Below are 22,717 nucleotides of genomic sequence, written 5' to 3' on the forward strand. Positions count from 1 at the left end.
CGGCCAGGAAAAACCCGACTTCGTCTTAGTGCTTGGCCAAGACGCGGACAAAACCAACTCGGGAACGGCGAATACACAGTAAGCAAAAAGTAATAAGTTAAAAGTAAAAAATTGGGGTTAACTATCCCTGTTTTTTATTTAAAAACATTACTAGTATATTAGTTAATTGGTTAATTGGTTGAAGCTGTTTTTATTTCCGATAAAAATAAATTAATTCCCCTTGTAGCACGCATTGAAAAATTTTGGATAAGACGCGCAGCGTCCCAAAATTTGTCCTTGCGCGCAGTTTTTCTTGTCCCGTCATTTTTGCGGGATGCGCCACTTTTTTTAAAAAAAGTGGCAAAGATTTTTGATGAATAGCCTTTTTTTATCTATTGCTACATCTAATTTTCTCCTCTATACTTGAAATATATGCCTAAAACTAAGAAAAAATTGCCCTTGGTGGTCATTTTCGGCCGGACCAATGTGGGTAAATCCACGCTTTTCAACACTTTGGTCGAAAAGCACCAGGCGATCGTCTCCGATATCGCCGGCACGACCCGCGACAGCAACGTCAATATCGTCCGCTGGGGCGGTTTTGCTTTTGAATTGATCGATACCGGCGGCATCATCAACCCTAACGAGGAAACACTTTTCGATAAACGCAAACCTATATCGACTGAAAACCCACCCCGCCTCGCCGGGCTCGGCACCCCTCCCAAGAGGGGAAGCGGCAAAGAGATCAAAACCGAGGAAGAGATCAATATCAAAGTCCAAAAACAGGCGGTGCAATATTTAAAGTTAGCCGACCTGGTACTTTTTGTCGTTGATAATAAAACCGGCATTTTGCCTGCCGACCGGCAAATGATCAATGTCTTGCGGAAAAATTTGACCGGCGAAATCGAAAAAAAAATAATGCTCGTTGCCAATAAAGTCGATTCACAGGCGCAACAGGCTGACGCGGCTGAATTCAACAAACTCGGTTTGGGCGAACCGTTTATGATTTCCGCCGTGACCGGTTCAGGCACCGGCGATCTTTTGGATCTCATTGCCAAATTCTTGAAAAAGAAAAAATTGTCCGTCAAAGAAAAAACCGAGGAAGAGGAAAAAATCTCCGTCTGCATGCTGGGCAAACCGAACGTCGGCAAATCCTCGCTTTTGAATTCTTTGTTAGGTTATGAAAAAGTGATCGTCTCGCCGATTCCCCATACGACCCGCGAACCGCAGAACACCGAATTGGAATATCTGGGCAAAAAAATTATTTTAATCGACACAGCCGGAATCTCCCAGCACGCGCACCAGGCCGAAGGTTTGGAAAAATACGGCGTGGAAAAATCTCTGGCCACGTTGCGCCGCTCGGATATCGTCTTGCTTGTTTTGGATATTAATGAAATTTTAACCCATCAGGATGCCAAACTGGTCGAAGAAATCGTGGAAGCCGGCAAAAGTTTGATCATCATCGCCAATAAATGGGACTTGGTCAAAGAAAGGAATACTAAAAAATATACGGCGGAAATTCGCGATCATTTTCCTTTTGCCAATTGGGCGCCGATCCAATTCGCTTCGGCCAAGACCGGCGAGAAGGTACAGAAAATATTTGATCTGATTCTGGAATTGGAAGCGGCCAGAAAAATCCAATTATCCAATTCACAGTTGGCGCATTTTCTTTCCAAGATCGTCAAAATCCACCGCCCGGCCAAAGGCAAAGGAACGCGGCCGCCGCATATTTATGAATTCAAACAGGAGGGCATCGACCCGCCGGTTTTTGAAGTCCGCATCGGCCCCGATGACAATCTGCATTTTTCCTATACCCGCTTTATCATTAATCAATTGCGCGAGAAATACGGCTTCAACGGCGTGCCGATCAAAATTTTTGTGTCGAACAAACCGAAAGTTCACGGCCAAATGGGCTTGCCCGGCCGCAAGCGCGCCATCCCCGGCCGCCCGCCGGCCGTACCGAGAAGATTCAGGGCGGCAAGACGGAAATAAAACATGATGCGAATCCGCTAATGGGCGCGAATGCCGCAAATCAATGCGAATATTTTATTAGCATCCATTCGCGGCATTCGCGTAAATTTGCGGATTAGCATCATATTAAAAATATGAAAATAATAGTAGGCTTAGGTAACCCGGGCCAGGAATACGAAAATACGCGCCACAATTCCGGCTTTATGCTGGTCGATAAATTAGCCGCCGATGCCGGAGCGACTTGGAAATTCAACAAGCACTTCAAGGCCGAGCTGGCCGAAAGCCGGGGCGTTTTTTTCGTGAAACCGCAAACTTTTATGAATGAATCGGGCGTCGCGGTCGCTTTAGTCCTGTCTTATTATAAATTGCTTCCCAAAACTTTGGGAATTTTGAAAGCCAAAGGCGCCGATCTGTCCCAAATATTAACCGTCATTCATGATGATCTGGATATTGAATTCGGCACCTACAAAATTTCCGTTGATTCCCGCTCGGCCGGGCATAAGGGCGTGCAATCGATCATTGATCATCTCAAGACCAAAAATTTCCAGCGCATCCGCCTCGGCATCAAATCCGCCGACCGCGGCCAAATTCCGGCCGACAAATTCGTCTTGATGAAATTCAGCAATGAGGAAAAAGAAAAAATCGGTAATTTAATTAGAACTATAAAAATTTAATTTTTGCTTTGCCATGCGGCAGTCTCCCGATCAGGGGGCTGCCGCAGTCCGCCGACGCGAGACTGCGGCATGGCGAAAACTCTAATCACCAAATATTTATGGTGCGCAACGTAGCCGTTATAATTCTTTTCGACAAAGATAAAAAAATATTGCTCCAGCATCATGCGGATAATTTAAGATTGACGCCTGGCTATTGGGCATTTTTCGGCGGCCCGATCGAAGATGGAGAAACTCCGGAGCAAGCCGTAAAACGAGAGGCTCTGGAAGAATTAGAATACCCGCTTAGCAATCCAAAACTAATAATGAAGCAAAACTTTTTATCACACGGCGACAATAACGAAAAATATGTTTTTATGGAAGAGTATGATCTGAATAAAAAAATCACTTTGGGCGAAGGGCAAGATTTGGGCTGGTATGCTCTTCCTGAAGCAACCCAATTAAAAATTTTCGGCCACGATCTGGAAGTTCTCAAATACATTGCAAACAAATACTAAAAACCTATTTGCCTTGTCGCAGTCTCGCCTCGGACTGCGACGCGACCGCAATCAGCAGCAGTCCGCGGCGAGACTGCTGCATGGCAAAAACCGCAAAACAAAAAAACCGGCCTCGAACCGGATTTTATTTTAAATTTTTTACTTTTTGTTTTTTACTTTTTGCTTCTGCGTTCTGCCGCGCGCAATTCTGCTTAAAAGCAAGGTTGCCCTTTTTAAAGCTAAGCCGAATCAAGGAGGGGCGATCCAACAAAGCTACTTTCAAGCAGAACTCCAGGCGCCAGTCCCCCCAGGCTGTCGTCAAATATTAATCTTTCGTGATACAATAGATAACGTTCGCTTTGCCGCTTGCTTTACGGCGAGTGAATGAACAAGGAGGAATGCATCCACAAACCGATAAAACAGGCGGCAAGCCGAACGCTAAAAATCGTGAAATGAAAATATCAATTGTCGTATTATATTAACATAGTAAAAAATCCCGTCAAGTGCAAAATGATTATTGCTTTAATAATTCAAATATTAGCCAAATATTATGAATTTTGCCGATAAAAATTATTTGGTCGCCCTGACTTATTTTCGAAAATTCGGCCCGGTCAGCTTGAAAAAATTAAAAAATTATTTTCCTTCCTGGCAAAATATTTTTCATGCTCCGGTTGGAGAAATCGTTCGCGCCGGAATCGAAGAAAAAACCGCGCTGGAATTTTCTCAAGAGAGAAAAAATATCGTGCCGGAAAAAATCGCCGAATATTTGGCGCGGGAAAATATCCAGACCATTTCGCTTGAGGAAGATGAATATCCCGAATTGCTTAAAGAAATATTTTATCCGCCTTTTCTTCTGTATTATAAAGGTGATCTTGCGCTTAATGGCCTGAAAACTTTGGCCGTGGTCGGCGCGCGCAAATGCACTTATTACGGCCAGCAGGCGATCGAAAAAATAATTCCGCCGCTGGTCGCCCACAAGATATTAATAGTCAGCGGTTTGGCGATCGGCATTGATTCGCTGGCGCAATTGGAAACAGTTAAGGCAGGCGGCCGGACGATCGCCGTGCTTGGGTCAGGAATTGATAAAAAAAGCATCTATCCGGCGCAAAACTTATTGCTCGCCGAACAAATTATCGCCCGAGGCGGAAGCGTAGTTTCCGAATTTCCTCCCGGCACTCCGCCGCTCCGGCAAAACTTTCCCCAGCGCAATCGGATCATCGCCGGATTAGCCCAAGCAACGCTCGTTGTCGAGGCCAACCAGAAATCCGGTTCGCTCATCACGGCGCGCTTCGCCTTGGAAGAAGGCCGCGAGGTCATGGCCGTGCCAGGAAACATCTTTTCTCCGTCTTCCGAAGGCCCGAATAACTTAATAAAATCAGGGGCAAAACCAATATTTTCCGCTGATGATATTTTGGAATCTTTTGGATTTTTTTCCGAAAAAAATCCGGAAAATTCTCCCAAAGATTTCTCGCAATTCAACATCGATGAAAGGAAAATTCTGGAAAAATTATCCTGCGAACCGATTCATACTGACGAACTCATCCGCGCCACTCAACTTGACACAAAAATAATAAATAGTACACTAACAATATTGGAACTGAAAAAAGCCGTAAAAAATGTCGGCGGCGGGAATTACATACTAGCTAATTAGAATCTTTTCATAAAAAAACCTATATTGTTAAATTGTTGCATTGCTACATTGTTAAAACTTTAACTTCGTTGCGCAACAATGTAACAATTTAACAATGTAACCATTTATGGATCTAATCATCGTTGAATCTCCAACTAAGGCTAAAACCATCACCAAATTCTTGGGCAAAGGTTTTACCGTCGAATCTTCCTACGGCCACGTGCGCGATCTCCCTAAAAGCGAGATGGGTATTGATATTGAGCACGATTTCGCGCCTTCCTATATTATACCGACCGCGGCCAGAAAAAATGTCACTAAATTGAAAAAATTGGCGGCCAAAGCCGACAAAGTCATACTCGCGACCGATGAAGACCGCGAAGGAGAAGCGATCGCCTGGCATTTGCTGGAAGCTTTGGATATTCCGGCCGAAAAAACCGAACGCATCGCCTTCCATGAAATCACCAAGGAAGCGATCGAAGAAGCTTTGAAAACTCCGCGCGAACTGGATCTGAACCTGGTCGATGCCCAGCAGGCGCGCCGCATTCTGGATAGATTAGTCGGCTATGAACTCTCCCCTTTCCTTTGGAAAAAAGTCGCCCGCGGCTTGTCCGCCGGCCGCGTCCAATCAGTCGCCGTCCGCTTGATCGTTGAAAAAGAACGGGAAATCCAGGCCTTCAAACCGGAAGAATATTGGGATATCTTGGGTAAATTCTTGACTGCCAAGAGTGAAAGCTTTGAAGCGTCGCTCAACAAGATCGACGGCAAGACCGTGGAAAAATTGGCCATCAAGAGCAAAGAAGAAGCTGATAAGATTTTAGCCGATCTGAATAATGCTAAATATATAGTAGCCGGTGTCGAACAGAAGCAAAGCAAAAAAAATCCGCCCGCCCCGTTCACCACTTCGACCCTGCAGCAGGCGGCCAACTCGATCCTGGGCTTTTCCGCCAAACAGACGATGATGATCGCCCAGCAATTATATGAAGGTACGGAAATAGCCGGCGAGGGCCAGGTCGGTTTGATCACTTACATGAGAACCGACTCGCTGAATTTATCGATAAAATTCCTGACTGACGCCCAGGCTTATTTGAAAAATAATTTTGACGCTAAATATCTAATCGCCGAGCCGCGGACATTCAAGACCAAGAGCAAGGGCGCCCAAGAAGCGCATGAAGCGATCCGCCCGACCGAAGCCAGCCGCGCTCCGGAATCTTTGGAAGCATCGCTTACTCCCAACCAATTCAAGCTATATAAATTGATCTGGCAAAGAGCTATTGCCTCGCAGATGCCGGAAGCGATCGTCAACTCGGCTTCGATCAATATCGACGCGCAAAATACTCCTTATCAATTCCGCGCCACCGGTCAGACTTTGGTGTTCGACGGCTATCTGAAGATCTATCCGGAAAAAACTTCCGACAATATTCTGCCGACCGTGGCGGAAAAAGAAGAGGTTAAGCTTGAATCGCTCGGCGGCGAACAGCATTTTACCAAGCCGCCAGCCCGCTATTCCGACGCGACCTTGGTCAAACAACTGGAAGAATACGGCATCGGCCGCCCTTCCACTTACGCGCCGACCATCGCCACGATCATTGAAAGAAATTATGTCGAGCGCGATGATGCCAAGAAATTAAAGCCGACCGAGATCGCCTTTGTCGTCAATGATCTCTTAGTGGCGCATTTTCCTCAGATCGTTGATTTTAAATTTACCGCTGATATGGAAAATAATCTGGACGCGGTCGCCGAAGGCGAAAAGAAATGGCAGCCGGTGATCAATGATTTTTATCAGCCCTTCCATAAAAATTTAACGGCCAAATATGACGAGGTCGATAAGAATAAAATTATGCCTGAAGAAAAATCCAACGAAGTCTGCGACAAATGCGGTTCGCCGATGATCATTAAGACCGGCCGCTATGGAAAATTCCTGGCCTGTTCCGGTTTCCCCAAATGCAAGAACATCAAATCGATGGACAAAAACAAAGACGGCAAAAACGACGGCCAGGACGAAAAGATCACCGCGCAGATGGACGCCCTAAAAGAAAAATACAAAGCCGAGGTCTGCGAAAAGTGCGGTTCGCCGATGATCATCCGCAACGGCCGCTTCGGTATGTTCCTCGCCTGCTCCGCCTACCCGAAATGCAAGAATATCAAGAATATGGAAGAGAATAAGGTCGGCACCGGCATCACCTGCCCGGCCTGCGGCAAAGGCGAAATAGTGCAAAAACGCTCCCGCCGCGGCATCTTCTACGCCTGCAACAATTATCCTGAATGCAAGAACGCCTACTCCGGCAAACCGGTTGAAGAGAAATGCCCCGAGTGCGGCGCACTCTTAATGGAAGGCAAAGACGGCCTCAAATGCTCGAGCAAGGAGTGTGAATACGAGAAGAAGTAATTAGTTGATTAGTTAATTGGTTAATTAGTTTTAAAAATTTCAAGTTCTCTCTATAAAAAAATCGTCTGCCTAGGGTAGACGGTTTTTTTGTCCCCCTCCTTACGAAGGAGGGGCTAGGGGTGGTTTTCCCCTCTTGGGAGGGGTGCCGAGCCCGGCGAGGCGGGGTGGGTTTATTCCTCTGACATTATTTCAAAAATCTTTGCCACTTTTTTAAAAAAAAGTGGCGCAAATAACACACCCCGCCCTCGCTAATCGCTCGGGCACCCCTCTCGAGAGGGGACTTGCGCGCTGAACAAATTTTGGGACGCTCCGCTATGAAACCTAGCCCCGCCGCTGGCGGGGCACGGTTTCCTTGCCCCGCCAGCGGCGGTGGTACGCTGCGCGTCTAATCCAAAATTTTCCAATGCGCACTACAATGAATATTATTTAAAAAAATCGCCAACAATTTGCTAACGATTTTTTTAAAAATGATTATTCTTCTGCTCTTAAATATTTTACCAACGCATCAACCTCTGTATTTGAAAAAACTTTATTTCCATAAATAATATGTCTGTTAATCTCATTAAGGGATAATATTTTTACATATTGAAACTCTTCTGATGGTTTATGATTCATCAATAAAATAATATTCTTTGGTGATATCTTTTGACCGCCCCAACTTATGTTAAATACATTTAATTCACCGTTTTCTACGGCTTGGTTTAATAAAACGAACATGGCAAAACTGGAACGGCGCAATTGCTTTACCGGGGAAAATAAATCAAGATTTTCAACAGACGCCTGACTCCAATTTTTCGTTTCAACGATATGGATACCAGTTGGACCAACCACTATATGATCTATTTGTATTGAATGAATCCGGTCATCATTTCTCTTGTCATAAATTGGCCGATAAAATTCTCTACGGTAATCATTTATAACAAAATAAGAATCGGGAAGTCTTGAAAGTTCACTAAAAGCACGTTCTTCCCCTTCTGCACCGTAAAATAAATTTTTATTCTCATCAAGAACTGATAACACAAATTTCATCCTATCTATTTCTGCTTCTGATAGGGAATCAATCCATTTTTCAGTATTATTGCTTTTATCTTCATGCTCTTTCTTTAATGCTTCAATTACCTTAATCTCATGACGAAAAGGTTTTTTAACTTCCTCTTCGAAATTTAACTCCAAAACTGACATCCTATTAAGTAATTTTTTTCTTTTAAACCAAGAAATGAATTCTGTTATAGGATTATTTGTTTTTTTCAAATAAGCTATTTTCTGAAAAATATCTACCTTTTCTTTTTCTAACAACTGCCTTCTTTCTTTTGTCGCTCTATCTAGCTCTAGCGAAAATTTTGCATATTCAGACTCCAACCTGCTTATGTCTTGTAATAAACGTTCCTTGTTTTTCTGTTTTATTAATTCTAAGGAACCCTGATAATTTCTTCTAAAAAGACGAATATCTTCTAAAGTTTGAAAATCGTCTATTTTTCGCTCGCCCAATTTACTTAAAAGTTCAGTTAGTGATCCAATTTGATTATATGTCGTAGCCATATTAATAAAAATAATTCAAAAACCGCCCCAAAAGGAGCGGCTTTTATATTTCTATTTCTCTTTAACCTTTACTTTCCGCGGCTTTTCTTCCTTGGCTTTTTCTTCGGCGCACTCCTGGCAATCGCATTCTTCATCGTCGTCGCATTCGCATTCTTCGCCGCCCTGCTTGGCGTGCCAGGCTTTGGCGATCTCGACGATTTTCTTGAGGCCTTCGCCGATTAGATATAAATATCCGGCGCTGGAATTGATTTTTTCCTTGAGCGCATCGACCACGCCCTCGGCTTTATCGATGATGCGGCGAATGTCTTTGACGATCTTAAAAAAGTTGCGCGCCATCGCGACAAGATAGTACATCCCCCAGCAGAGGAAGATCGTGAAGGCGGCGACGCAGGCGGCGATAGTCAGAAGCAAAATGTCGTGGCTAGTCGAAAACATAAAATTGAAAGTCATTCCCGCGAAAGCGGGAATCCAGAAAATCATTTCGAGGCCCGAAACTGGATCCCCGCTTTCGCGGGGATGACAAAGTAAATTAATATTTAAAAAGTTCTTGTTTTTCTTTGCCCGCCGTAGCCTTGGCGAAGGCGGGTTTCTCTTTTGTCCCCTCGCCAACAGTTTCCTCCGTCAATTCAACCTTCACTCCCCCGATCTGCCGGGCTAGATAATTATAGCAGGCGGCGATTACTAATCCGAGCAGCCAGCCCATGATGCCCGCAATAAGCGCGGCGGCGAGAGCAATCAGAAAACCCAAGCCCAAATTGGTCGCCATATATATAAGAAGCTTATCGGCCATCGGCTTTTGGGTGATTACGGTTAGCAAAGAATAAATTGTCACCGAAAAAGACGCAACAAAACCGAACAGCGCGTAGATTAAGGCGATGATATTAGCTAGGGATAATTTTTTGATTTTTTTAATTTCCTGCATAATTTCCGTAATATTTACTTCCGGCTGTAACACACCCCGGCGCTTCGCGCCACCCCTCTCTAGAGGGGACTAAATATATTATTTCGTTGCGAAGTCCCCTCTTGCCTGCCCCGCAAAGCGAAGCGATGCGTGGGAGAGGGGTGCCGAGCCCGCTTGCCCGCCTCGGGCGGGGCGAGGCGGGGTGTGTGAGGCGCGGCGTTCACAGCGGCAAACCACCCCCGCTCCCACCACCCCCAACCCCTCCTCAGGCAGGAGGGGAATTAAAAATTCCTGATCTGCGCGTCGTATTTTTCTTTAAGATGATTGATTAATTTTTCCTGCAAGGCATCGACTTCGGCGGATTCCAAGGTCCGGTCCGGCGAAGAATAGGTGACATGGAAAGCCAGGCTTTTCTGGCCAGCCGGCAGATTCTTGCCCTGATAAACATCGAATAATTCCGTTTTGGTTATCAAGATATCGAATTTTTCAATTTCAGCTTTGATGTTATTATACAGGACATTTTCCTTGACCACAAAAGCCAGGTCGCGCTCTAAGGTTGGATATTTATTCGGCTTGGCATACATCTTTCCGGGCAGCGACAGGATTATCTTGGTCAGTTTTTCCAGATCAATTTCCAGCGCGGCGGTTTCCTTTTTGACGCCCAAAGAAGCGGCGATCGCTCGGGGCAGATTAGCTACCCAGCCGATCTCCTCGCCGGCAACGATCACTTTGGCGAAAGTTCTCTTGTCTGCCCATTCCGGGGTCATCTCGCTTCCTTCAAATCTGGCTTCAAGATCAAAATTTTCCAAAAGATATTCCAACTTGCCTTTGACTTTATCATAAGCTTCCGCGGCCTTAGCGCCGGCCTCGATCAAGCCCAAATGTTTTATCTGAAAAGGTAAATTTTCTTTCTGATCAGAATCTTTATTGATTCGGCCGACTGAATCCCAGAAAATGCTGCCGACTTCGAACAGACTTAATCTGTCGTATTTGGCCTGGTTAGATTTGATGTTATCGACCAAATTTTCCAGCAGATTCTGCCGCAGCATGGTCTGATGGCTGGCGATCGGATTGACCAAACGGATATAACCCTTCGGGTTGAGTTTCAATTTGCTCAATTTTTCCTCGCCGACGAAAGAATAATTATAAACTTCAGTCGAACCGGCGCCCAAGGCCAGGATATTTTTTATCTTGCGCTCCAACTTTCTTTCTTCGTTGACGAGCGGCGCTCTCATTTCCAGAACCGGCATGCTGATCGGAAAATTATTGTAGCCGTGGACGCGGGCAATCTCTTCCAGGACGTCTTCGCGGATGGAAATATCTTTGGTGGCGCGCCAGGTCGGGATCGCCACGCGCAAAAGATGCGCGCCGGCGCTGTCCACCTCAAAACCCAGCGCTTCCAATATTTTAATAATTTGTTTTTTACCTAAATCTTCCCCTAATCTTTTCGCGGCCCAGTTCAGATCAAATTCGATCGGCCCGGTCTTGATGGTGAAATTGCTCAAATCAGCGACTTGGCTATCGACTTCAGCTTCCTTGCAAGTTTCCGTAATCAACTCGAAGCAGCGCGCCAGGGCCGCGTCGCAGATATTCGGATCAAGCGCTTTTTCAAAACGCATCGAGGCTTCAGTGCGCAAACCGAGTTTAGTGGAAGTTTTTCGAATCGATGAGGCATCAAAATTCGCCGCTTCCAAGATAATCGCTTTGGTTGATTGGTTGATTTCGCTTCCTTCCGAACCCATCACGCCGGCAATGGCGATCGCCTTTTCTTTATCGGCAATAACGAGCATCGAATTATCCAAAATGCGGTCAATACCGTCCAAAGTCTTGATGGTTTCATCTTTTCCCGCGCGCCTTACGACAATATCCTGAACTAGGGCGGCGTCAAAAGCGTGCATCGGCTCACCTAATTCCAGCATCACATAATTTGTCGCATCGACGATATTATTGATCGGCCTCATTCCCGCGGCGGTCAATCTTTGCTGCATCCATTCGGGCGATTCCTTGATCTCCACGTTGGAAATTTTCACCGCCGCGTAGCGCGGACAGAGCTTATCGTCTTCGACTTTGACTGATAATTTTCCCAGGCTCTCGCTATCTTCAATTTTGCCGGTCAAAAATTTTTTAAATTCTTTGGTCGTTTTAGAATCCAGGAGCACGGCGATTTCTCTGGCCATGCCGAGGTGCCCCCAGAGATCCGGGCGGTTGGACAGACTTTTATTATCAACTTCAAAAACAACATCGTCTAATTTTAGATATTCGGCGAACGGCTGGCCGACTTTGACTTTCTTGCCGAGCACCATTATGCCGGCATGTTCTCCGCCCAAACCCAATTCGTCTTCAGCGCAGATCATCCCAAAAGACTTTTCGCCGCGGACATCGCGCTCCTCGATTTTCATTCCATTGGGTAAGACTGCGCCGACTTTGGCCACCGGCACCAATTGACCCGCCGAAACGTTGGGCGCGCCGCAAACGATCGCGAGCGGCTCTTTGGCACCAACATCAACGCGCGTCAAATTAAGCCGATCGGCATTAGGATGCTTTTTGACTTCCAAAACTTTGCCGACCACGACATTATCAAACCGCGCCGCTTGCTTTTCGATCTTCTCGACTTCGACGGTGTAGTTAGTCAATTTAGTTCCAAGTTCTTCCGGCGATACCGAGTTGGGTATGTTCACTAGATCTTTAAGCCAATTGAGGGATAAAAACATATATTAGTTGATTAGTTAATTAGTCACTTAGTCTACAAGAAACCTCCATTAACTATTTTAATTTTTTATGTTTCAAAAAATTTATATAACAATTTGTTTGCTTTAATAATTCAATATATTTATTTACTGCGAATTCAGATAATTCTTTAGAAATAAAACCCTTCAAAAAGGCGCGTTCTAGCCCGCTTTTCGTTTCCATCATTTCTCCCCTGGCAATGAACAAATTATTTATCTTAGCTCCAAATGAATATTTTCCGTAACTTTCGGCTATATTATCAGATGACGAAGATGACGATCTCTTTAACTGGTCAGAGCCGCGAAATTTTTCTTCCTTGGGAAATTTTTCGTCAACTACGCGATGAACAAAAACTTCCAAGCGGACTGATAGCTTATAGATTTTTAATTTCTCTAAACCCCCTCCCATAAAAACTAATTGACTAATTAACTAATTGACTAAGAACCTTGCTAGAATTGCGAAAGAAATCTCATATCTCCGCTCATCGCCAATCTGGCATCGTCTATTCCATATTTAAGTTGGGCTAAGCGGGATAAGCCGAAGCCGAAGGCGAAGCCGGAATAGATTTCCGGATCAATTCCGCCGGCGCGCAAAACATTGGGATGAACCAAGCCGGCGCCGATGACTTCCAGCCAGCCGGAATTCTTGCAAAGGCGGCAGCCCTTTCCCTTGCACAATAAGCAAGTGTATTCGCCATTAGTTCCGGGTTCGACAAAGGGGTAAAACTTCGGGCGCATGCGCAACTTCGTATCCGGACCGAATAATTTTTTCCCGACCATTTCCAGCACGCCTTTGAGATGGGAAAAATTTATATCTTTATCGATCAGCAATCCTTCAAACTGATATAAAGTGTGCTCGTGGCGGGCATCGGTCGCTTCCGAACGGAAACAGCGGCCGGGCACCACGATCTTCAGCGGCGCGCCGTATTTCTGCATCGCCCGCACCTGCACCGGCGAAGTGTGCGTCCTAAGGAGCAGGTCATATTCGCCGTCGGCGTTTTTCTTGTCGATGTAAAAAGTGTCCTGCATGTCGCGGGCCGGATGAGTCTTGGGAATATTCAGCGCTTCAAAATTATAATAATCGCTTTCCAATTCCGGTCCGTCCGCCACCAAAAAACCCATCGAAATAAATAGATCCTCCATTTCCGCCTGAATTATGGAAATCGGATTAAGGTGGCCTCGTTCGATTTTTTTGCCAGGCAGCGTGACATCGACAAAATCAGCGGGCGTTTCCTTGCCTTCGACTTCCCGTTTGATCTCCTCGAATTTGGCGGTCACGTCATTTTTAATCGAATTGGCCAGCGCGCCGATTTCCTGACGCTCCTTTTCGCCTAAATCTTTGATGGTGCGCAAAATATTGGACAATTCGCCTTTGCGGCCGAGATATTTTATCTCCAGCTCGTTAAGCAATTCCCCGCTCTTGGCCTTATCCAATTCCTCCAAAATTTTCTTCTGCAAATCTTCTAATTTATTTTTCATATCGAATATATTATTAAATTGTTACACTGTTGCATTGTTACATTGTTGCGCGACGATCTTAGAACAGTTAGCAATGAAACAATGCGACAATGAAGCAATCTTACTTTGTCCTTAATATCCTCGATCTTGAATAAGATATTAAAAATAATTCTAATAAAGCAAGGCCGGCTATCAAGAAGGTTATATTCAGCCAGGTGAAAAGATGATGGGATAAAAGGAATAAGGCGGCAATGATCAAAATGGCGAATAAAAATGATTGCCGAAAAGCTTCCCCTACCGCCCGAAAGGCCAGCTGTTGTTTTAGCAACAAAAAACGGAATAAAAAGCCGAAGATCGTACTCGTACCCAGTATGGCTAAAAATAACGAAGCATAAAACATAATGAACCCCGGCCAGTTGGTAGTATTCGGATCAATAGTTATCACCACGCCGACAAAAATCCCCCAGCAGACCAGGGTGGTGAAAATCATTAGTAATAAGTAGCTCTTAAGCGTCATTTTTTTAGTTAATTGGTTGATTAGTTAATTAGTTTTATATTAAACAGGGGCTCGGTATTCTTCAACTAATTAACCAATTAACTAATTAACTGCCCTAAAATAGAAAAAATGCTTTTTTATTTTAAAGCTAATAATTGTTCTTTAAGCTTATCTAATTCAATCTGTGCTTTGGCCAATTTTTCCTTTTCGACGGCGACGACTTTTTCCGGCGCTTTGCCGATAAACTCTTGGTTGGATAATTTTCCCTGCAGAGCCGCGGCGAATTTTTCCAGACTGGCAATCTCTTTTTCCAAACGCGCTTTTTCCTTAGCCGCATCGACCGCGCCCAAAAGATAAATCTCAATTCCGCCGACCGTGGCATAGATCGCATTGGGGATTTTCTCTCCTTTGGCCAAGATTTTCAGATCACTGATCCCGGTGCGCAGACTCTTGATCAAAATTTCATTTTCCCTGATCAATTTCGCGTCCGATCCGGCATAAATGACCGCTTCGACTTTTTTGGCCGGCTCAACTTTATTTTCGGCGCGCGCGTTTCTGATCGCCATGATAACTTCTTTGGCCAAATCAAAACTATTGCTGACTTCGAGTTCGTCAGTGCCAAGCATCGGCCAGGGCTCGACCATCAATAAAGAATCATTGAATTTTTTCCAGATCACTTCCGTGACGAACGGAGCAAAAGGATGCGCGAGTTTCAAGACTTTGCGTAAAATCTCCAGCAAGATGGCTTTATTATTTTCACCGTCTTCGAATTTACTCGCTTCCAGATACCAATCAGCCAGATCATTCCAGACAAAATCGATCAATTTTTCACCGGCTTGGGAAAAAGAAAATGATTCAATATCCTTGGTGATGGCGGCAACCGCGTCATTGATCCGATACGAGATCCAAATATCAGCGGTGGTTAAATTATTCACATCGACTTTTCGATTAAAATTTCCTTCTGCTCGGCTTAAAATATAACGGCTGACATTCCAAAGCTTATTCACAAAATTACGCTGTGCCTCGATCCTCTCCCAGGACATCCGCGAATTATTTCCCGGCGTGCTGCCAATTAATAAGGCCAGACGCAAAGAATCAGTACCGTATTTGGCAATCACGTCCAGCGGATCAATGCCATTACCTTTAGATTTAGACATTTTTTTGCCCTTGTCGTCCAAGATCATCCCGTGCAGATAAACATCGCTAAACGGCTTTTCGCCCAAAGCGTAATAAGACATCAGAATCATCCGCGAAACCCAGAGCGTCAAAATTTCAAAGCCGGTTTCCAGCACGGCCGTTGGATGAAATTTGGCCAGATCGCCTGATTTTATCCCATCTTTATAAGTATCCGGCCAGCCTAAAGTCGAGAAGGTCCACATCCCTGACGAAAACCAAGTGTCCAGAGTATCTTCATCCTGAGTCCAAATGTCCTTTTGCAGTTCTTCCAAAATCTTTTGATTTTCTAATTCATTGAAGTGCGAGGCGGCCTCGGGGACTTTTATCACTCTCGCGCCCAACAACCGAGCCAACTCTTCCTGATCTTCCAGCGGGACAGCATGATCAATCCCCGGCTGAAAGCAGACGATTTCGCCGACATTTTTTTTCACCTTGGCAAAATCAATCACCAGATTATCATAATTCTTTCGTCCCAGCTTAACGGGCGTTTTTAAGGCCGGGGAAATTAAAACTAATTTTTTTATTTTCAAATCATGCTCCTCGATCAGTTTCAGCGCGAGCGTGCCGCCACGGGAATGAGTCACCATCACGGTATCCTCGTTAATTTTGGCGTTCTTTAAAACAAACTCAGCTTGTTTAAGACGATCGGGCTGGTCGATATTCGGAAGCACGTGCCAAAAATTATCCGGGCGATTTAATTTACCGTTCAACCAGGCCAAAGGATCCTTACCAACTACCGATTGATATGAACCATGCAAAAAAACAAAATTGGTTTTATCTTCCGGCGCATTTTCCCCCACATAAACTTCTTCATTTTCGGGAATTTGGAATTTGGAATTTGGAATTTGGGAATTTTTTTTATACCAGGCGGGAATTCTATGGCCGTACCAGATCTGGCGCGAGACGCACCAATCATGCAGATTATACATCCAATTTTCATACTGGCCCCGGAATCTGTCGGGAGTAAATTTTATTTCTCCGCTGGTTGCCACGGCCAAGGCAACTTCTTTTAAAGATTCTCCGCCCAGCCGATCTAATTTTTTATCAACATCAACAAACCATTGCTTCGACGGAATCGGCTCGACTGAAGTATCGCAGCGATAGCATTGCGACAAATTATTAGTGATATCCTCTTCTTTTTCCAGTAAACCGGCTTCGCGCAAGCGCTCAACGATCTTTTCCCGGGCTTCCAAGGCGCGCAATCCGGAGTATTCGCCAAAACCCGGATGAATTTTCGCGTCCTCATCAATAACTTTGACCAGCGGCAATTCGTTTTTCTGCGCCATCTGCCAGTCAACCATCGAATGCGCCGGCGTCACGCCCAAAGCGCCCGTGCCAAAATCTTTTTCCACGCCCCGATCGGCGATAATTTTTATTTTTAAAGGCACACCGACAAAATCAACTTCAAAAGTCTGCCCGATATATTTTTTATAGCGCTCATCGGACGGATTTGCCGCCACGGCCGTATCGCCCAATTTCGTTTCCGGCCTGGTCGTGGAAATCGCGATCGGGAAATCCTTGGAATATTTAAAAGTATATAATTTCGCCGTCTGCTCTTTATATTCGACTTCATCATCAGCCAAAGTCGATTGGCAGCGCGGACACCAATTGATCACCCGCTCGCCGCGATAGATCACGCCGTCATTATACATATCGATGAACATTTTCTTGACCGCCTTGCCGCGCTGTTCATCCAAAGTAAAGGCCAAGCGCGACCAATCCAAAGAAGCGCCCATTTTTTTGATCTGATTCAAAATAGTCTTCTGCGTCACTCCAGCAAATTTATTTACTTCGGCCAAAAAAGCCTCGCGCCCTAAATCGTGCCGCGTTTTTCCGGTTTCTTTGAATAATCTTTTTTCCACGACGTTTTGCGTGGCGATCGCCGCGTGATCCGTTCCGGGGAGCCAAAGCGCGCGAAAACCGTTCATTCTTTTATAGCGGATCAACAAATCTTCTACTGCAACCATCACCGCATGGCCGACATGCAATTTATCGGTGATGTTCGGTGGCGGCAAAACTATTGTGTAGGCGGGTGCGTTTTCGGGCAACTTCAAATTATCCGGATTAAAAAAACCGGAAGCTTCCCATTCCTTATTAATTGCGTCTTCGTAATCGGCCGGATTGTACTGTTTGTCTAGTTCTTTGTTCATAATAAACTTGGGTATACAATGCGAATACTGCGAATTTTACGCGAATACTACGAACGCTAACCGGATCGAAAAAAAGATTTTTCGCGCATTTCCATCAATGCATTCAGCTAATATTTCCTTTATTTTATAATATAAGATTATCAAAACAAAGGGGTTTTGGCAAGGCGAAATAAATTAAAATTGTTCCGCCAGCCGGTGGATTATAAATTAAGAATTTTTCCAGGGAAGGTTGTATTTTAAGCCAATTTTTATTATAATGTAATGATGCTTAATTATTATTGACACCCTAATAAATTAAGTATAAGATTAGATTTTTGAATAAAATTAATTGAAACCCACCCCGGCCGCGAGGCGCAGCCACCCCTCCCGGGGAGGGGAATTAACAGCACAAAAAGCCAATGCTGAGTCAGCACCAGCAGATTTTCGAACAGATAAAAAAGGCGAAAAACATCTTGATCGCTTTTTCTTCCAATTGGAACGGCGATAATATCGCCAGCGCTTTGGCGTTTTATTTATTCCTGAAAAAAATCGGCAAGAAGGCAGAAATAATTTCCAGCAAATCTGAAGACGGCACGGCCATGGAAATAAAAAGCAAGGCTTTTTCCTTTTTGCCCGGCTTTGCCGAAATTAAAAGAATCGCCCGGGAGATGAATAAATTCGTCATCTCGCTCAATTTGGGCAAAGCGAAAATCAAGGGCGTAAAATACCGCCTCGAATCCGGCGCGGCCAAATTCATCATCACTCCGGCCAAAGGAAATTTCACCGAAGAAGACGTGAAGATCGAAACCGAAGGAGCCAAATATGACCTGATCATCATCTTGGATACGCCGGATATGGAATCTTTGGGAAAAATCTTTTCCGAGAACACCCAATTTTTTTACAGCACGCCGATCATCAATATCGACCATCACTCCTCCAACGAAGAATTCGGCCAGATAAATTTGGTGCAAATCAATGCGGTTGCCACTTCGGAAATTATTTTTTCTTTATTAAGTTCTTATGAAGAAAATTTAATTGATGAAGATATTGCCACCTGCCTTTTGACCGGCATTATTTCCAAAACTAAGAATTTCAAAACCGCCAATGTCACGCCGGATACTTTAGCAGCCACTTCGTCCCTGATTTCCAAAGATGCGCGCCGCGAAGAAATCGTCAATAAATTATATCGTTCCCGCGGCATCGGCGTCCTGAAGCTTTGGGGAATAATCTTGTCCCGCCTGACTTACGCCAAGAACGGCCAAATCATCTGGTCGGCCGTCACTAATAATGATTTCATCAAAACCGACACTTCTAAGAACGATTTGAACGATATAATCGACGAATTAATCGCCAATATTCCCGAAGCTAAAGTAATCATAATTTTTTATGAAATTTCCGATGCGGCAGGAAATTTGACCACCAGTTTCCTGGTCCATTCCCCGAAAAACATCAACGTGCTTGACTTGACCAAAGATTATAACCCGAAAGGCGATGAAAAAATGGTCGAGATCGAAACCAAAAAACAGTTGGAAGAAATCAAGGAAGAAATAATCGAACTAATCGATAAAAAAATAAATCAGTATTCAGCTTAAATCAATTAGGCTTGAAAAAACTGATTTTACGTGTTAAATTGGTTATTGTTATATGCGTTCGGATTATGAGAGCGTCCTGAAGCTGCAGCTGGTTATCCGCGACGTCGCCTACGGCGCGCGCGGACCCGCTCACGGCCTTCGGCCGATGTAGCGGGGATCACGGCTCTTACTTGTCCCGCCACATTTTTCAAGTTTTTTCTACCCTGGGTGCGTAGCTCAGTTGGTTAGAGCACGGCTCTTATAAAGCCGGGGTCGATGGTTCAACTCCATCCGCACCCACCAATTACTAATTTGAAAAATGTGGCGGGATAAAGCCGGGGTCGATGGTTCGCCACGTCATCCGACGTGGCGCCCTGTCGAATGACAGGGCGAATCCATCTGGACGCACACAAAATATTAAGGGCAATTAGCTCAGTTGGTTAGAGCGTTACATTGACATTGTAAAGGCCACTGGTTCGAATCCAGTATTGCCCACCAAAATAAAAATGCCACTGCTTAGGTGGTTTTTTTAATATAATTATACATAAAAATGTGCTTTTGATATACTATAGGCATGCCCAAACAATGTTATAAAAAATCGAAAAAAAATATAAAAAGATTGATAATTTTTATATCTTTTATTTTTATCACAATCTTTAGCCTATTTTATTGGATAATGATACCAAAATATGCAGGCGTTGGATTGAGCGGGTTGTCATATTACCATCTCAACAGCCTCAAGAAATCAAAGCTCGTTAAAGTTGGCGATGTATATGTAAAAAATTCTAAAACCGTTTACTGTAAAGAAGCTGTAAATTGTAGCTTTTTTGGTTGCGATGAACCAGCATATGCAGTTATCCAAGGCGCAGATGCTAAAACTTTCCAAAAAACAGACGATTCAGCTTTTTATTATGCTAAAGATAAAAATCATGTTTATTACTACTGCAACAGGATAAAAGAATCTGATCCGGAAACTTTTAAAACTGTAAACGGTTATTACGCAAAAGATAAAAATAACGTCTACTACGGCATTGAAGCGTTGCAAGGAGCTGATCCAACCACCTTCACTTTAATTAAAACAATTGGATTTTCCAGCTATGCTAAAGACAAAAATAACGTATATATTAATAACGTCGTAATCCAAAGCGCTGATCCCTCAACTTTTACTTTGTTTAATTTTGGTTACGCAACCGATAAAAAACAAGCGTACTACAACGGCAACGTCATTCCGGATGCCAATCCCGAAACTTTTGAAGTAATCAAAGAGCTTAACTATGGTGCTTCAAAAATTGACTACGCCAAAGATAACAAAAATGTTTATACTAACGGTTCGATACTTCCAGGCGCTGATGGCAATACTTTCAGAATTATGGAATATTGGTACACTGCTGACAAAAATAACGTATACCTACATAACAAAATCATTCCTGAAGCCGACCCATCAACCTTTGAAGTTATAAAAAGAATAAGTGATAATATTGTTTACGAAAAAGACAAAAATAATATTTATTTTAATGATTTAATCATTCAAGGTGCCGACCCGGAGACCTTCCAGCTTATCGATGGCGACGCTTTTAATTACTATACAAAGGACAAAAATTACGTATACCATAACGACAAAATTGTGGAGTGGGCAGACCCCGCATCTTTCAAAGTAGCAAAATAATAACAAAACAATTTAAAAAATAAAACATACTACACGAAAAAATAATCAGTTCGAAAAATAAAAATATAAAAACACACCTGGTCTAATTTTAATTTTTAACTTTTTTATGCCTAGAAAATTTCAACGAAAAATCGAGGATTTTGTCTGCGAGAATTGCGGGGCGAAAGTAAAAGGCAACGGCTACACCAACCATTGCCCGGTTTGCCTTTGGAGCAAGCATGTCGACATCAATCCGGGCGACCGGGCAGCCGAATGCGGCGGACTGATGAAGCCGATTGACATCGAGCTTAAAAAAGGAGAATATGTTCTGACACAACAGTGTGCCAAGTGCAAGCACATTCGTAAAAACAAAATAACCAAGAAAGACAATATAAAAAAAGTAATCGAACTTTCGAAAAATAAAATCTTCACCATCTAAGGAGGAATTTATGGCGGCAGCCGGAGTAATAACCTTTGACGTGTTCGCCCAATTAATCTTTAAGGGAGACATGCTCTTGTCGCGCGGCGGATTATACGGAGAAATTGAGGGCATCGGAAAGATTGCCGAAATGGGGATGGACATAAACATCCGAATGTCCAGAACGGCCGCTACCGCCCATATCAGGAGAAAGGATGCCTTCTTTTTCCTGGAAACTGACGGCTGCGTGCAGCTCGTTGCCCAAAGAAACGGCGTGGATACCTTTATCGTCTCTTTGCATAGAAAAAAGTGGCGAGACATCCAGCCACTGGTGGAGAAAAAGTGATTCTGACCCCAAAAAACGGAAATGTCCCAAATCAAAATTTTCACCATCTAATCAGGAGGTGTAATGAATATCGAACCGATCGGTGCCGGCGGTTTTTTGGAAAAAATTTCTCCGAATGATCCGATCTTTTGTGCCGGCGGTCCGTCGGGATATATCGAGAGGATCACTAACGAGACTTTCACCATTTCGCTGATTATCACGATTCCGGATGTTAAAGTCGTAACTCATAATCTGCAAAAGGTGAATAGCTTCTTCCTGATAAAAACCGAGGAAGCTATCGTCTTGCTCTCGATTTCCAAAAGCGGCGACGTGACTGTCGTCCGGCCGCAACGCATCCAATAAAATTATTGTTTCACGGCAAATATGACATCGGAAGTCCTAACGGCTTCCGATTTTTTCTTGCTTAAAATGGCTAAAAATTATATAATATGGACGTAAAAACAATTCGATCATTACGAGGGGAAGCAGCGACAAAGCAGCTCCGACGGGATTGCTTCGCGAGGCGCTCGCAATGACAAATTAATATTATGTTCAAGCTATTTAAAAAGGGGTCGGGCCAGGATCTGCAAAACGCGCCCGAAAAACCGCATGCCTGGCAGCCGGAAGATTTCGAGGAAGGGCAATTATCGATCGACGTTTACGAAACGGAAAAAAATATCATTATCAAATCCACCATTGCCGGCGTCAAACCGGACGATCTGGATATCACTATCGATAATGATATGCTAACGATCCGCGGCAAACGCCATGACGAGGCGGAAAAAGAAGGGCGGGATTATCTCTATCAGGAATGCTATTGGGGCTCATTTTCCCGTTCGGTCATCTTGCCGGTTGAAGTGGACGCCAAAAAGATCGACGCCTCGCTGGAAAACGGGGTCTTGACTATCACTTTAAAAAAGGTTAAAAAGGCTGGTAAGGTGGGAGTTAAAGTTAAAAGTTAAAAGTAAGAAAGTTATAAAGTATTAAAGTTTTTTTCATGAAGTTTATTTTTAATATTGATAAAATTGAGGATGATGAAGCCACTCTTAATGACGGCGGAGGAAAAATAATCAATTGGCCCATAGACAAATTGCCTCTCGGCGCTAAAAAAAACGATAAGATAACTTTCTCTGTCGGCGAGGAGGATAATTTGGCCAAGGATATTTTAAATGAAATATTAGATCGGGGTTAAATTGTTACATTGCTAATCTTACTATTTTCGT

Annotated in this window: 20 protein-coding genes and 2 tRNA genes; 14 read left to right on the plus strand and 8 right to left on the minus strand. The window is 44.0% G+C overall.

The window, feature by feature from the left end; translation table 11 throughout:
• Positions 1-411 precede the first annotated feature (411 nt).
• From der to topA, 5 genes are all read left to right on the plus strand, one after another.
• Positions 412-1,968, plus strand: a complete 1,557-nt coding sequence (gene der, locus PHE24_04265) for a ribosome biogenesis GTPase Der (GenBank protein ID MDD4902327.1) — start codon at positions 412-414, stop codon at positions 1,966-1,968.
• Positions 1,969-2,081: 113 nt separating this feature from the next.
• On the plus strand, positions 2,082-2,621 hold the full coding sequence (gene pth, locus PHE24_04270; protein MDD4902328.1) for an aminoacyl-tRNA hydrolase: 540 nt from the start codon (positions 2,082-2,084) through the stop codon (positions 2,619-2,621).
• Positions 2,622-2,719: 98 nt separating this feature from the next.
• Positions 2,720-3,115: an NUDIX domain-containing protein gene (locus tag PHE24_04275; GenBank protein ID MDD4902329.1), complete on the plus strand. Its 396-nt coding sequence runs from the start codon at positions 2,720-2,722 to the stop codon at positions 3,113-3,115.
• A 529-nt stretch (positions 3,116-3,644) separates the two neighbouring features.
• Positions 3,645-4,745, plus strand: coding sequence for a DNA-processing protein DprA (gene dprA / locus PHE24_04280; GenBank protein ID MDD4902330.1), 1,101 nt, complete (start codon positions 3,645-3,647; stop codon positions 4,743-4,745).
• Positions 4,746-4,851: 106 nt separating this feature from the next.
• Complete coding sequence (gene topA / locus PHE24_04285; protein MDD4902331.1) at positions 4,852-7,110, plus strand: type I DNA topoisomerase; 2,259 nt, start codon at positions 4,852-4,854, stop codon at positions 7,108-7,110.
• Positions 7,111-7,581: 471 nt separating this feature from the next.
• Here the strand turns inward: topA and PHE24_04290 are convergent, their stop codons facing one another.
• From PHE24_04290 to PHE24_04325, 8 genes are all read right to left on the minus strand, one after another.
• Complete coding sequence (locus PHE24_04290) at positions 7,582-8,649, minus strand: nuclease-related domain-containing protein (protein MDD4902332.1); 1,068 nt, start codon at positions 8,647-8,649, stop codon at positions 7,582-7,584.
• A gap of 51 nt (positions 8,650-8,700) precedes the next feature.
• Positions 8,701-9,084 (minus strand): hypothetical protein, encoded by a 384-nt coding sequence (locus PHE24_04295; GenBank protein MDD4902333.1) that lies wholly within the window; start codon positions 9,082-9,084, stop codon positions 8,701-8,703.
• A gap of 94 nt (positions 9,085-9,178) precedes the next feature.
• Complete coding sequence (locus PHE24_04300) at positions 9,179-9,571, minus strand: hypothetical protein (GenBank protein ID MDD4902334.1); 393 nt, start codon at positions 9,569-9,571, stop codon at positions 9,179-9,181.
• 260 nt (positions 9,572-9,831) lie between these two features.
• Entirely contained in the window at positions 9,832-12,261 is a 2,430-nt protein-coding gene (gene pheT / locus PHE24_04305) for a phenylalanine--tRNA ligase subunit beta (GenBank protein MDD4902335.1), read from the minus strand.
• Positions 12,262-12,313: 52 nt separating this feature from the next.
• Positions 12,314-12,685, minus strand: a complete 372-nt coding sequence (locus PHE24_04310) for a four helix bundle protein (GenBank protein ID MDD4902336.1) — start codon at positions 12,683-12,685, stop codon at positions 12,314-12,316.
• Positions 12,686-12,726: 41 nt separating this feature from the next.
• Entirely contained in the window at positions 12,727-13,755 is a 1,029-nt protein-coding gene (pheS, locus tag PHE24_04315; protein MDD4902337.1) for a phenylalanine--tRNA ligase subunit alpha, read from the minus strand.
• Between the two features lie 100 nt (positions 13,756-13,855).
• Positions 13,856-14,224 carry a hypothetical protein gene (locus tag PHE24_04320; protein ID MDD4902338.1) on the minus strand — a complete coding sequence of 123 codons (369 nt, stop codon included), beginning with the start codon at positions 14,222-14,224 and terminating at the stop codon, positions 13,856-13,858.
• Between the two features lie 143 nt (positions 14,225-14,367).
• Complete coding sequence (locus tag PHE24_04325; protein ID MDD4902339.1) at positions 14,368-17,556, minus strand: class I tRNA ligase family protein; 3,189 nt, start codon at positions 17,554-17,556, stop codon at positions 14,368-14,370.
• A gap of 398 nt (positions 17,557-17,954) precedes the next feature.
• Here PHE24_04325 and PHE24_04330 point away from each other — a divergent pair, with 398 nt between their 5' ends.
• The 9 genes from PHE24_04330 to PHE24_04370 all read left to right on the plus strand — a co-directional run bounded on the left by PHE24_04330 (position 17,955) and on the right by PHE24_04370 (position 22,686).
• The gene (locus PHE24_04330; protein ID MDD4902340.1) at positions 17,955-19,127 is read left to right on the plus strand and encodes a DHH family phosphoesterase; all 1,173 of its coding nucleotides are present in this window, start codon (positions 17,955-17,957) and stop codon (positions 19,125-19,127) included.
• A gap of 205 nt (positions 19,128-19,332) precedes the next feature.
• Positions 19,333-19,409: transfer RNA gene (locus tag PHE24_04335), tRNA-Ile, on the plus strand.
• Positions 19,410-19,527: 118 nt separating this feature from the next.
• A tRNA-Val gene (locus PHE24_04340) sits at positions 19,528-19,604 on the plus strand.
• 178 nt (positions 19,605-19,782) lie between these two features.
• A complete protein-coding gene (locus PHE24_04345) occupies positions 19,783-20,772 on the plus strand; it encodes a DKNYY domain-containing protein (GenBank protein MDD4902341.1) in 990 nt (329 codons plus the stop codon).
• Between the two features lie 106 nt (positions 20,773-20,878).
• The gene (locus tag PHE24_04350) at positions 20,879-21,190 is read left to right on the plus strand and encodes an RNHCP domain-containing protein (GenBank protein ID MDD4902342.1); all 312 of its coding nucleotides are present in this window, start codon (positions 20,879-20,881) and stop codon (positions 21,188-21,190) included.
• 10 nt (positions 21,191-21,200) lie between these two features.
• Positions 21,201-21,515 (plus strand): hypothetical protein, encoded by a 315-nt coding sequence (locus tag PHE24_04355; GenBank protein ID MDD4902343.1) that lies wholly within the window; start codon positions 21,201-21,203, stop codon positions 21,513-21,515.
• 63 nt (positions 21,516-21,578) lie between these two features.
• Positions 21,579-21,857 carry a hypothetical protein gene (locus PHE24_04360; protein ID MDD4902344.1) on the plus strand — a complete coding sequence of 93 codons (279 nt, stop codon included), beginning with the start codon at positions 21,579-21,581 and terminating at the stop codon, positions 21,855-21,857.
• Positions 21,858-22,042: 185 nt separating this feature from the next.
• On the plus strand, positions 22,043-22,456 hold the full coding sequence (locus tag PHE24_04365) for an Hsp20/alpha crystallin family protein (protein ID MDD4902345.1): 414 nt from the start codon (positions 22,043-22,045) through the stop codon (positions 22,454-22,456).
• 35 nt (positions 22,457-22,491) lie between these two features.
• Positions 22,492-22,686 (plus strand): hypothetical protein, encoded by a 195-nt coding sequence (locus tag PHE24_04370; GenBank protein ID MDD4902346.1) that lies wholly within the window; start codon positions 22,492-22,494, stop codon positions 22,684-22,686.
• Positions 22,687-22,717 lie beyond the last annotated feature (31 nt).

This window comes from Patescibacteria group bacterium, from assembly GCA_028707065.1.
In the GTDB taxonomy this organism is placed as follows: Bacteria; Patescibacteriota; Patescibacteriia; order Patescibacteriales; family WJLG01; genus JAQTUZ01.